The following is a 12,503-nucleotide window of genomic DNA, read 5'->3' as shown; positions in this document are numbered from 1 at the left end:
CAAAAGAGTTTAATGAATCTTCTGTTCGTGCCGCTATTATCGAACCTTTATTAAAAGCGCTCGGATTTAGAGAAGAAACTATCGTTCGCGAAAAACATTTTGAAATGCAAGTCGGTAGCCGAAAAGAAAAAACGACGTTAATTCCCGATTATCTTCTTAAAGTAGAAAACAGTTACGCTTGGGTTTTAGAAGCGAAATCTTCCGACAAGAATGTAATGAATTTTGTCGATCAAGCGTATAGTTATGCAGTTCATAAAGAAATTCGTAGCAATTATTTTGCAATATGTAACGGAATTGAATTTGTCGTTTTTAGAACAAATAACCCTGAAAATCCGATTTTGCATTTTCGTGTTTTCGAAATAGACAGATATTGGGATTCTTTACAAAATATGCTTTCGCCAAACTGTTTTCAACACGGAAAAACATTCGCTTACGAAAAGCCGATATTATCGCAAGAAAAAAAATTTGACTATGCCGCTCGCCCGCTTTTGAAAGAGATTCCTGTAAAAAAGCAATCTGCAAAGAGGCATTTCGGCGTTCACGGATATTTTACACGGCAGGCGTGGAATGTTGTCGCCGAGTATATTAACAATTTCAGCAAGCCCGGCGATATTGTGCTGGACCCTTTCGGCGGCAGTGGCGTTACCGCTGTCGAGGCGTTAATGAACGGGCGAAAAACTATAAGTTTAGACATAAATCCTTTGTCGGTTTTTATTATGCAATCGCTGCTTGTTCCCGTAGATTTTCATGATTTGTCGCAAACGTATGACAAGATTTGTGAAGAATACGAAAAAAAAGAACCGAAAAACAATTATGACGTGAAAGGAATTTTGCAAAAATATCCATTGCCCAAAGATTTAAAACTTCCGAAAGGTTCGGATGTCAACAGCGTTCATAAATTATTCAGTAAAAAACAGATGGCGCAGTTAGCATTGTTAAAAGCAATTATAAAAAAAGTAAAGGATAAGAATATAAGAGATACTTTATTCCTTGTTTTTTCAAGTTCACTGAATAAACATAATTTGACGTTTCATTATACTAAAAGTGCCGGCGGAGGAGACAGTGCGATATTCCGTTATTATAGATACAGGATAGCGCCTAAACCCGGGATAATGCCGCTTTTACGTATTTTTGAAACAAAATATAAAAAAACTTATGCCGCAAAAGAAGAAATAAAGCGCTCTATAAATGAAAATACTGTCGATAACTATAAAATTGTTAAAGGTACGGCGACAAATTTATCATTTTTGGATAACGAAAGTGTGGATTATATTTATACAGATCCGCCATACGGCAAAAAAATTCCGTATTTGGATTTATCTGTTATGTGGAACGCTTGGCTTGATTTGGATGTAAACGAGGAAGACTACGATTTGGAGGCAATCGAAGGCGGCGAACACAACAAAACCAAAAACGAATACAACGACCTGATTGCGCAAAGCATAAAAGAGATGTATCGCGTTTTGAAATTTGATCGCTGGCTTTCATTCGTTTTTGCACACAAAGACCCGGAATTCTGGCATTTGATTATAGAGACCTGCGAGAAATGCGGCTTTGAATATATAGGAGCTGTTCCTCAAAAAAACGGACAAACTTCTTTTAAAAAACGACAAAACCCTTTTACTGTTTTGTCGGGGGAATTGATTATAAATTTTCGTAAAGTTCGCAGCCCAAGAGCGGTATTAAAAGCGAACTTGGGAATGGATATAGGAGAAATAGTGCTACAAACCGTTGAAGGAATTATTGCAAAACACGACGGTGCGACGCTTGAACAGATAAACGACGAATTGATTATCAAAGGGCTTGAATTGGGCTTTTTGGATTTATTAAAGAAGGAATACGTCGATTTGACGCCGATATTGTCCGACAGATTTGACTACGACGACAAAACTGAGAAATACCGTATAAAAAAGAACACAAAATTTCAAACGCAAATAGACGTTCGATTGCGAATAAAGTATTATTTAATAAGTTATTTACGACGTATGGAACGGGAGAATAAACTCGCATCTTTCAACGATATTGTTCTTGATATTTTGCCGTTATTGAAAAACGGCGTTACGCCCGATAATCAGACAATACTTTCTGTGCTTGAAGATATTTGCGAAAGGGTAGGCGAGGATTCTTGGAGATTGAAAAAAGAAAATCCGACACTGTTTGATTATGAGTATTAAGTTGAGCTTTTAACGACAAGTCGTATATTTTGTTTGTCTTCTTGTTTTTTCAAATTATCGTTAAGGTTAAAATTTTCTTGATTTTGCAGCCATCTCGTCATAAATTACGAGGTAACTTTCGTAGCGACTGTTGGCTATTTCGCCGGTTTCTACCGCATTTCTTATACAGCATTTAGGTTCGTTTTTGTGTGAGCAGTTCGAAAATTTGCATTGCTTGTTTTGTAAAATTTTTGCAAAATCGTCAAAGTACGCGCAAACAAATTCCGGTGGAACAGCGGGCATTTCAAATACGGAAAATCCGGGAGTATCGGCGATATATCCGCCGTTTTCTAACCGTATAAGAGAAGTATGCGAAGTCGTGTTTTTTCCGCGAAGCAGGGATTGCGACAATTCCTGAACCGCAAAATGTTTATCCGGGAATAAAATCTGCATAATTGAACTTTTCCCGACTCCCGACTGCCCCGCAAAAACCGAAACCTTGTCTTTTGCAGTGTTTTTTATTTTGTCTATTGTTTCTTTATCGTTTACGCTTGTAAGTAAAACCTGAAATCCGAATTCTTCGTAAGTTTTTGCAAAGTTTTGCAGTACGTCAAACTGAGTTTTCGACAGAATATCGGTTTTGTTGAAAATCAGTGTTGCGTTAATTTTTTTTACACAAGCGCAAAACAAAAATTTGTCAATATAAAGAAAATTCAAAATCGGCTCGACAAGACAATTTACGAAAAAGATGTTGTCGATATTCGCAATCGCAGGTTTTGACAGTTCGTTAATTCTTGGAAGAATATCACGAATCACCGCTGTGTCTGTGATTCCGTCAAACAATTGGATTTTTACAAAATCACCGACGACGATTCGTTTGTGTTTACTTTTGGCAACGCCTTTCAAAACGGCGCGGACGGGTTCGTTCTGTGAAATATCCGCTAAATAATAATTTTTTTGCTCCTGAATTATCCGCCCGTTCATTTTTTGGGAGTGTCTTTATTCCGCCAAAGCCGCTTTATACGCCTTTTGTGCGCCTTCCGTTGTGAATGAAATGCCGATTAACGGGCTAACGTCTCTCATAAAAGTCAACTCGCCTGTATTTTTGTTGCCGCTATAAATTCCCAAAATAAACTTTTTCGGCTGATACGTGTTGTATGGGTCTTCTATATGAACAAACAAGTCTTCTATTTGGTCAGAATCTTTGAGTTTGGCTTTCGTTCCTCCGTAAAAAATAAAATCAATTGAATCCGCACGAACAATTTCATATTTTCCGTCTCGTTTGACCGCAAAATCCGCCATCGCCATAAGTTTGCCTCTGTCGCCGAAACCGTTTCCTTCAATGTACCCGCCGGACATAAGCGCAGCATTCACGCTTCCGTCAATAGATACCATTCCTTCGCCCGGGTATTTTCTTTGAACTCTTACGTCGAAATTGCCAAGCGATAACTGCCAATAGTCGGCCGATGCGGTTTTACCGTCGGAAGTCACGTAAAAAATCGTTTTTTTCATCATTGAACGCTGCTTCAAATCATCCTGCGAATAAATGGCAGTAAAAGCGAGTAAAACCGTAAAAACAAATATAAACTTTTTCATAAAAACTCCTTTATTTTGCATTCTTTACAATAAAATATACCAAAATTTCTGCGATAATTCCCAAAAAATTCATTTAATTTTCCATTTAATCTCTTTTTGCGCCCGTAACGGAATTATTGAAGTGTCGTTATTTACCTTGAAAGCGCTTGGCGCAGTCCAAGTTTCTTTTACGATTGTTATTACGCCGTTGTTGTACGGAAGACCATAAAAATCCGCGCCGTTTTTGGAACAAAAATTCTCGAAATTATATAATGCGCCGGCCTCTTCAAACGCTTCGGCGTAAAGCGGAATCGCCGCAAAAGCGGAATAAATTCCTGCGCAACCGCAAGACGATTCTTTTGCGTTTTTTGTGTGTGGAGCGGAATCCGTTCCCAAGAAAAATTTCTTGATAGGCTTTGATATCGCTTCCAACAACGCTTTACGATGATTTTCGCGTTTGAGAACCGGAAGGCAGTAATTGTGCGGATTTATTCCGTCGTCGAAAATCGCGTTTCTATTCATAAGCAAATGCTGAGGAGCGATCGTTGCGGCGATTTCGTTTTCAAGAACAAAATCTACTGCTTCTTTTGTCGTAATATGTTCAAAAACGATTTTCAACCCGTCTATTTTCAGTAGCTTTTTGCTAAAAATCGTATCAATAAACCGCTTTTCTCTATCAAAAACGTCAATGCCTTTCTCTGTGGATTCCCCATGCACTAAAAGAGGAATTTTCATTTGCGACAGGGTTTGCAAAGCGTCAATTATTTTGTCAAAATCGCGTACTCCGTATTGCGAATTTGTAGTGGCGTTGCACGGATACAATTTTACCGCTTTCACAAGTCCGGATTTTGCAAATTCTTCAATATCTTTCGGCTTGTGATTTTGGGTTAAATAGATTGTCATAAGAGGCTCGAAATCATAATCTCGTGCAATATTATCCGTAATCCGTTTTTTATATTCGAAAACGTCTTTAAGTGAAATTATCGGCGGTTTGAGGTTAGGCATTATAATCGCTCTCGCAAAAACGTGTGCGGTATGCGGCAAAACCGTTTTCATAATTTCGTCGTCGCGCAAGTGCAAATGAAAATCGTCCGGACGAATTATAGTTATTTCATTTTTGTTCGAAATCATAAACTCCTACTTGTTTTTTATTTTGAAAATACAATATGCATAACGCCGATATGTCGTTAAAAGAATCAATTTACAGATCGGGCAGGATAAAGAAATTCCTTTAGTTCGCTTTTTTTATAACGGTAAATAGTATTTTTGTTACGGAATCGGTTCTTTTGGGGTTGGGGTGAAAAACAGAATACATTCTGATTTTGTTAAAACAATTGCCGAAAATAAATTTTCTCAATTTCGCAAATACTTTCATGAGTATAAAAATTACGACAAAAATATACCGGAGAATTTATGACAAATGAAATTCTGGAAAAACTTGACGAATGCGAAAGTAACTTGCTCAATATGGATTTTGAGTTTGCGGGAAAAACAATTTGTAGTATAAACGAAAAATTACACGAAATAAAATCTTCGCCGGAATATGAGCGAAATACCGAAGTCGTTCAAAAAGTAACGAATATTTATCAAAAAATTGCACTCGGACTCAATTCTTTTAAAATGCCGCAAAATTATGAAAAACAGATAGTTAAAACACAAAATTTACCAAATTTTGTCCCGTTTTCCTCAGCGCTCCCTCCTCCGAATTTTGAGGCGAAAACCAAAATATCAATAATTATCCCCGTATATAATTGCGAGCGATGGATTGAAAGGTGCTTTAACTCAATAATAAACCAAAAATATGCAAAAAATTTGATTGAAACGGTTTTTGTTGATGATTGTTCGACAGATAATTCGTTTGCGGTCTTGCGCAAAAATATTGAAAATTATGAAAAAAACGATTTGATCCATGAAAAAATTACGTTCAAATTGTTCAAACAGCCGCAAAATTCGGGACAGGGGAGAGCAAGAAACAAGGGTTTGACTAAATCGTCCGGAGATTATGTGTATTTTATGGACAGCGACGACGAGTTGAGCGAAGATTCGCTGTTGTCCTTGGTTTATCTTGCCGAGAAATATAAGGGAGTGGATATTGTTCAGGGGAATTGCACGGTCGTTTCGAGTGAAAAGGACTGTAAAAGCGCTCAATTTATATATACGACGGACGGAAGAATTTTTCCGGAATACACAAATAACACGTTGTGGATTAGACAGAGGTTTCCGTTTTATTCCAGCGTTCTTGATCGCATAAACTGGGAATTATGGGCAAAACTTATCCGAAAAGATTTTATTGTGGAAAACAATCTTTATCAAGGTGATTTTTTAACCGGACAGGATATGCACTTTTGTTTTTTATCTTCCAAAAAGATTAATTCGATGGCTTTCACAAAAACGAAAACTTACGTTTATTATATGGAACATTTGTCGATGACTTCGCGTAAAAGCGACGTTTCAAAATTGTTTTCCTGGCTTGATTTATACGATGAAATGTTGTCGCATATCGACTGGGAGGTTGCGCCGATTTACATAAATCACATAAAAACCCGAATAAACGAATTTGATTCGTCCGAAGTCCAAAAACGCGTAAGCCAAACTATTGCAAAAATTAATAAAGGGTTGTTGTCGCTAAAAAGCGTTGTTTCTTTGGATGGTAAAAGGTTTGAAGAATACACCCACGGGGAATTGAACCCCGGTTGCAGGGATGAAAACCCTGTGTCCTAACCTCTAGACGATGGGTGCGCTAATAAAGCGTTGCTAATATAATAAAATGAAAATACGGTACGCAAGACATTTTTTAATTATTTAAAAAATTTACGGAGAAGCGTAACGCTTGTAATTTTCAACGGGTAATATCGTCAAATTACTTGTTTTTGCAAAAAATCTTGCAAAACGGTAATAAAATAATATATATTATATAAATTTTATAGATTTGATTATTCTTGATGCGGCAAGGAATGGCTTATGACCGAAAACAGAGTGAAACAGGAGAAACGGCTGCATTTCGGGGTGTTGTTTTCTTCTATAGACAGTGTGAGTCAATGTGAAATTTGGTATGGTATTGTTGCGTATGCCAAAGAAAACAATATTAATTTGACGGCTTATGTAGGAACATATCAATCTAAAGACGGCGCTTTTGATACGCATTATGAAACTTGTCTTTCTGCGATAAAGAGCAACGATTCTTTGGATGGCGTCATTTTATTTTCCGGTTTTATTGCAGAAGACATAGGAAGCGAAATAGATAAATTTAAAGAGTATGCTAAAAACTTATATAAAAAAATTCCTTTGGTATCGGTTTCATTTCCCATATCGGAAATCCCATCGGTTTTGGTCGACAACGAAAAAGGGATCTATTGCGCTGTCGATCATTTGATAAAAAATCATTCAAAAAAGAAAATTGCTTTTGTGCGCGGACCATACGGACATCCGGAGGCTGAAGCGCGTCTTGAAGGATACAAAAAAGCGTTGAAAGACAATGGAATCAAGTTTAACGCCGATTATGTGTTACCGGGGCATTTCAGTTACGAAACCGGCAGGGCGGCGGTTGCTGAATTAATTGACAAGCGCAAATTGTCTTTTGACGCTATAGCGGTTAGCGACGACGAAATGGCGATAGGCGTTGTCGAAGAATTAAACAGCAGAAATATTTTGGTGCCGACAAATATTGCAGTAACCGGATTTGACGACGAAGTAGTTTCGGAAATGTATATTCCGTCTTTGAGTACCGTGCGTCAGGCGTTTTTTGATATAGGGGTTAAAAGTGTGAAAACGCTGTATAATCAGATTATGAAAGTTCCTGTAAAAAAAGTAGAATTCATTCCTTCCTTATTTGTGATGCGTCAGTCGTGCGGGTGTTTGGGCGGATCGGTTATTGCGTCAAGCGTCGACGCGGAAGAAACTTCAAAGCATTTAAATACGGTTTATTCGTTTGTTTTGAGAAAATTTATTTCTTGTTTCCCAAAAGAAATTTCCAGCCATCATGTTCATTCTTGGGCGACTGCCTTAGTTGAAGAAATTACAAGACCGGAATTCTCCAAAGAGCGGTTTTTGCATTTGTTCAACGATATTTTGATTTATTACAGACGGTATTCGCGTGATTTCACAATATGGCATGAGGTTATAAATATTCTTTTTGAAGGAGTGGAATTTCACAGAAAAAAAATTTCTAATGTTAACGTGATTTTTTCCGCTCTTAGTTCGGCTTCGGGTATTATTTACGATATTTTGTCCAGAGAAGAAAAATTCAAAAGATTGGAAATGGACGAGGCGAAATTGTTGATGAGGAAAACGACGAATAAATTGGTATTAACTTTTGATATGGACGCTATGTGCGAAGAATTGATAGAATCGATGCCCGAATTTTCAATTTACACTGTGTTGATAGGTTTGTATAAAAATCCTGTTTTGCGGGAAGATGTTAACGCCGACAGGAATATTGATAAAGTCGTAGGATTTGACGGGCAAAGTAAAATAAGTTTGAAACACAATGCACGATACCCTGTTTCTTTTTCGAATTATTCTACAATAAGCGGGTTTGAATTTGAAAAAGAGCATAGAATGTTGTTTTTCATTCCTCTGTTTTTTAAAGACGAAGAACTTGGCGTAATGCTTATCTCATATAACAGTATGAATCCAATGGATATTTATGAAACGTTGCGCATAAATATATCTACCGCTGTGAAAGGAGCGGAGTTGTTAGAGAGAGTAAAAGTGTTGTCGATTACCGATGAAATGACGGGGCTTTTGAACAGAAGAGGATTTTTTCAGTTCGCTCATTCCAGAATTGTACATTTGTTAAGAAGACCGGAAATAGTAACGCTTGTTTTATTTATCGATATGGACGGACTTAAATTTATTAACGACAACTACGGTCACAAGGAAGGCGATATAGCGATATCGGTTTGTGCGAGATTGCTGCGGGATGTTTTGCGTGAAGAGGACATTATAGGAAGAATAGGCGGGGATGAATTTGTTGTATTTTCTTCCGTTAAAAAAGATGAAGACTGTAGTTATTTAGTAAATAGAATCCGTAAAAAGTTTGAAGAATACAACGATGAAAAAAATCATCAGTATATGATTTCATGCAGTGTCGGAGCTGTGGTTTTGGATAAAACGACGAAAGAGAATTTTGAAGCCGCTTTATTAAAAGCCGACAGCGTTCTTTACGCCGAAAAAAGCGAAAAAAAGAAAAAAGGGATTATCCGTTTATAAAGAGGGGTTATGGGGAACAAATTGCTTGAAGAGCAAGTTGACGCAATCAGACAAACCTTCGGCTATCTGCAAAAGTATAAAAATTCGATTTTTGTTATTAAAACCGATGGACGATTGCTTTCGCATCCGTTGTTTCCGCTTTTAATCTACGATATCGTTTTACTGCATAATTGGGGGATAAAAATAGTTCTTATTCCGGGAACAAGAGTTCGTATAAACAATATTTTGCAGACGTTCGGGATAAAAACCCAAGAACATGACGGAATGCGTATTTCTACGGAAGAAGCGATTCCTTTCATAAAAATGGCGACTTTTGACGTAGCGAATCAGGTTATGACGATGTTTGCCGAAAACAACGCGAATTCCGTTATAGGAAATTGGATTAGGGCGCGCGGCATCGGTGTGGTCGATGGAATTGATTTTCAGTCAAGCGGACTTGTAGATAAAGTGGACAGCGCTTCAATAATGAAAATTCTTGAAAATAATATGATTCCGATTTTTCCCAATATCGGTTGGAATTTATCGGGAAAACCTTACAATATTTCATCTCACGAATTAGCCCTGAAAATAAGCGTTGCGTTGAAGGCGGAAAAATTGTTCTTTGTGACGGATTTCGGCGGGATTTCGGCGGATAATTTAACTATTCCGCATGGAGTCGTCATAAATAATTCGATGATTTCGCAATTGACGATAAAACAGGCGAAGCGGATTCTAAGCGACAATCCGGGCTATAAAAACAACGAAGAACTTGAACTTTTGGGATTGTCGTACGAGGCGGCGAAAAGCGGCGTCAGGCGTGTACATATTGTCGGCGGTCATAACGGAGGAACGCTTCTTAAAGAAATTTTCAGCAATATCGGTCAGGGCACGATGATTTACGCCGACGAATATGATAACATTAGAAAACTTACGCACAGCGACATTCCGGAGATTTTGCGAATTATTCGTCCGCTCGTCGAAAAAGGAATTTTAATTGAGAGGACAAATGAAGATATTCAGTCTATGATAGACGATTTTGTCGGTTATGAGGTGGACGGAGTTTTGCATGCTTGCGCGGCGCTTGTTCATTATGACGAATGCGTAGAAATTTGCAGCGTTGCGGTTGACGGCGTTTACAGCGGAATGGGGATAGGCAAGAAAGTAGTTTCTTATCTGATTTCGTATGCGGCGGCCCTAAAGAAAGAAAATTGCTTTTTACTTACGACCCGAACAAGCGACTGGTTTGAAGAATTAGGATTTGTGGAAGGAACTCTTGATAATTTGCCTAAAGAAAAACGGGAAAGTTACAGTGAAAAACGAAAATCGCGTATAATGATTTTAGACTTAAAAAATGTAAATTCCACTTCCAAATTACGATGAATTTCTCAATAATAATTCCTTTCAGAAACGAGAGAAGAAATCTTGACGGTCTGCTTAAGTCGCTTATTAATCAGAAAACGTCTTCAAATTACGAAATAATTATGATAGACGACTTTTCCGACGACGGCGGCGAAGAAATAATAAAAAATTATAATAACTATAGTTTCATTACCCTGCTTCATAGAAAAGATTATAACGAAAATCCCAATATTTCGTCCAAACAAAACGCGTTGGATTTGGGAGCGGAATTTGCTAAGTATGATTTTTTGGTTTTTACCGACGCTGATATGATTTTTGGTGAAAATTGGCTTGAAAATTATAGAATTTCCATCGAAAAAAACGGCGCGGAATTTATTTTTGGCAGAACTCGGATTTATCCGACAAAATCACCGCTTGAAATTGTTCAGGAAACGCAGTTGGATTTTTTGTTTGCGCTTGCGTGGTTTTTTTGCAAAATAGGAATAGACACTTCGTGCATGGGTAACAATTTCGCCGTTTCCAAAGAATTATACGTAAATATCGGCGGACATAAAGCGATAGGATTTTCAATAACGGAGGATAAAAAACTGCTTTCGGAGGCGAGGAAACGCAAAGTTCCGATTTTTTGCGTTTGTAATTTCCCCGCAGACGCATGCACAAAACCTGTCGATGCGAAAACATTTTTATTTCAAATGCTTAGATGGATTAAAGGCGCGATGTCGGAATCGAAATTTCTGACGGTAATTTTGGTTATTTTCGCAATCGGCAATTTACTTATAATTCCGTCAATCGTCGAGCTCTTGTTTTTCATTCCCGTTTATATTAAAAATCGAATCAAAATGAGACGTTTATTTATTCTTCCATTCGTGTTTTTTATTGAAACGATAATTTTAATCCCGTCTCTTTTTTGGGCAAAACCTAAATGGAAAGGACGAGACGTTTAACATTTCTCTTCGATTATTCCGCCGCATATGACTCTTTTTTTGTTATATATGACGGCGGATTGTCCGGCGGTAACGGCGAATTGCGGTTCGTCAAACAAAATTTTTATTCTGCCGTTTTCTAGTTTTTGTACGCAACATTTTACCGGCGTCATAGTAGAACGGATTTTTACGCTTAAACTCCCGTCGAAAGTTTCCAATTCGTTACAGTTTCCGACAACGCAGCCGTTTGATAATAAATCGTTTCTGTTTCCTATAACGACGATATTTTTCTCGACATCTACGTCTTTGACGAAAGCCGGTTCGCCAAGCGCGATTCCAAGCCCTTTTCTTTGTCCGACGGTATAATTTTCAATTCCAAAATGCTCTCCCAGAATTTTTCCGTTTACATGAATCATTTTTCCTTTTTTTGAAATGACGCCGTACTGTGCGAGGAGGGTTCTGTAATTTTTTCCGCTTACGAAACAAATATCTTGACTGTCCTGTTTTTGCGCCGTAGGAATGCCGGCTATTTCGGCTGTTTTTCGTAAATCGGGTTTTTCAATATTTCCCACGGGAAACATAATTTCGGACAAATCTCGTTTTTTTATTCCCCATAAAAAGTATGTTTGGTCTTTATTTTTATCGTCTGCGGTTTCAAGGTGAAACCCAGATTCGTCTTCGGTAATTTTTGCATAGTGTCCGGTAGCGATAGCGTCGAATCCCATTTCTTTTGAGCGGTGCAAAAGAATGCCGAATTTCAAAAACGAATTGCAGCGCACGCACGGATTGGGCGTTCTGCCTTTTTTATATTCGTTTACAAAATTGTCTATTACAAATTCTTTTAGTTCTTTTGCGTAATCGAAAACGTGATGGGGAATACCTAATTTACCGCAGACTCTTTTTGCGTCTGAGACGCTTTGCGGGTCGCAGCAACTCTTCGGGTTTTTCTCAACGTCCGTCAGACCGAAACACATAGTCGCGCCTGTAGGCGAAAATCCTTGTTCTTTGAGCAAATGAGCGGCGACGCTGCTGTCCACTCCGCCGCTCATTGCGATCATTATGTTTTTTTTATTCATTTCATACGTACGCTAATTTTGGTAAATAAATATATACAATACTTCGCCGTCTCGTTAATTTTTTGTTACAATTCTTTAATTTCCTAAAAAATCTTTTAGATAAAATACTAGGTTCAATCCTAGTTAAGGATAAAAAAATACCATGTTTTTATATAAAATACTATATTGCATTCACAGAGTGTACACATCTATAAAATCAAGATAATTTTAACGGATTTTCTCTTATT

General features: G+C 37.7%; 8 protein-coding genes, 1 tRNA gene and 1 pseudogene. 5 read left to right on the top strand and 5 right to left on the bottom strand.

The annotated features are described in order from the left end of the window. A partial coding sequence (locus tag LBH98_06670) for a type I restriction enzyme HsdR N-terminal domain-containing protein (GenBank protein MDR0304431.1) occupies positions 1–2,174 on the top strand: 2,174 nt, incomplete at its 5' end. A 66-nt stretch (positions 2,175–2,240) separates the two neighbouring features. On the opposite strand, the gene rsgA is transcribed toward LBH98_06670, so the two are convergent. The 3 genes from rsgA to pyrC form a co-directional block, all read right to left on the bottom strand. Continuing rightward, positions 2,241–3,137 carry a ribosome small subunit-dependent GTPase A gene (gene rsgA / locus LBH98_06665; GenBank protein ID MDR0304430.1) on the bottom strand — a complete coding sequence of 299 codons (897 nt, stop codon included), beginning with the start codon at positions 3,135–3,137 and terminating at the stop codon, positions 2,241–2,243. Positions 3,138–3,152: 15 nt separating this feature from the next. Next, entirely contained in the window at positions 3,153–3,749 is a 597-nt protein-coding gene (locus LBH98_06660; protein ID MDR0304429.1) for a hypothetical protein, read from the bottom strand. A gap of 69 nt (positions 3,750–3,818) precedes the next feature. Further along, positions 3,819–4,859 (bottom strand): dihydroorotase, encoded by a 1,041-nt coding sequence (pyrC, locus tag LBH98_06655; GenBank protein MDR0304428.1) that lies wholly within the window; start codon positions 4,857–4,859, stop codon positions 3,819–3,821. A 489-nt stretch (positions 4,860–5,348) separates the two neighbouring features. On the opposite strand from pyrC, the pseudogene LBH98_06650 reads away from it, so the two are divergent. Continuing rightward, positions 5,349–5,858: pseudogene (locus tag LBH98_06650) on the top strand (glycosyltransferase). Between the two features lie 537 nt (positions 5,859–6,395). On the opposite strand, the gene LBH98_06645 reads toward LBH98_06650, so the two are convergent. Next, a tRNA-Glu gene (locus LBH98_06645) sits at positions 6,396–6,467 on the bottom strand. Between the two features lie 222 nt (positions 6,468–6,689). Between LBH98_06645 and LBH98_06640 the strand changes: the two genes are divergently transcribed. Genes LBH98_06640 through LBH98_06630 form a run of 3 tightly spaced genes read left to right on the top strand, consistent with a single transcriptional unit; the run spans position 6,690 to position 11,221 of the window. Beyond that, positions 6,690–8,939, top strand: coding sequence for a diguanylate cyclase (locus LBH98_06640; protein ID MDR0304427.1), 2,250 nt, complete (start codon positions 6,690–6,692; stop codon positions 8,937–8,939). 9 nt (positions 8,940–8,948) lie between these two features. Then, positions 8,949–10,298: an amino-acid N-acetyltransferase gene (argA, locus tag LBH98_06635; GenBank protein ID MDR0304426.1), complete on the top strand. Its 1,350-nt coding sequence runs from the start codon at positions 8,949–8,951 to the stop codon at positions 10,296–10,298. Next, on the top strand, positions 10,295–11,221 hold the full coding sequence (locus LBH98_06630) for a glycosyltransferase (protein MDR0304425.1): 927 nt from the start codon (positions 10,295–10,297) through the stop codon (positions 11,219–11,221). Before argA ends, LBH98_06630 begins: the two co-directional genes overlap by 4 nt. Here LBH98_06630 and mnmA read toward each other — a convergent pair. Then, a complete protein-coding gene (gene mnmA, locus LBH98_06625) occupies positions 11,218–12,276 on the bottom strand; it encodes a tRNA 2-thiouridine(34) synthase MnmA (protein ID MDR0304424.1) in 1,059 nt (352 codons plus the stop codon). The genes LBH98_06630 and mnmA overlap by 4 nt on opposite strands. Positions 12,277–12,503: the final 227 nt, after the last annotated feature.

The organism is Chitinispirillales bacterium (genome assembly GCA_031254455.1).
Classification (GTDB): domain Bacteria; phylum Fibrobacterota; class Chitinivibrionia; order Chitinivibrionales; family Chitinivibrionaceae; genus WRFX01.
This window is presented reverse-complemented; position numbering and strand designations above follow the sequence as displayed.

What these genes read in the sequence shown, in the direction of transcription:
- rsgA (MDR0304430.1), bottom strand. Translation starts at nt 3,137, where the DNA reads ATGAACGGGCGGATAATTCAGGAGCAAAAAAATTATTATTTAGCGGAT.
- LBH98_06660 (MDR0304429.1), bottom strand. Translation starts at nt 3,749, where the DNA reads ATGAAAAAGTTTATATTTGTTTTTACGGTTTTACTCGCTTTTACTGCC.
- pyrC (MDR0304428.1), bottom strand. Translation starts at nt 4,859, where the DNA reads ATGATTTCGAACAAAAATGAAATAACTATAATTCGTCCGGACGATTTT.
- LBH98_06640 (MDR0304427.1), top strand. Translation starts at nt 6,690, where the DNA reads ATGACCGAAAACAGAGTGAAACAGGAGAAACGGCTGCATTTCGGGGTG.
- argA (MDR0304426.1), top strand. Translation starts at nt 8,949, where the DNA reads ATGGGGAACAAATTGCTTGAAGAGCAAGTTGACGCAATCAGACAAACC.
- LBH98_06630 (MDR0304425.1), top strand. Translation starts at nt 10,295, where the DNA reads ATGAATTTCTCAATAATAATTCCTTTCAGAAACGAGAGAAGAAATCTT.
- mnmA (MDR0304424.1), bottom strand. Translation starts at nt 12,276, where the DNA reads ATGAATAAAAAAAACATAATGATCGCAATGAGCGGCGGAGTGGACAGC.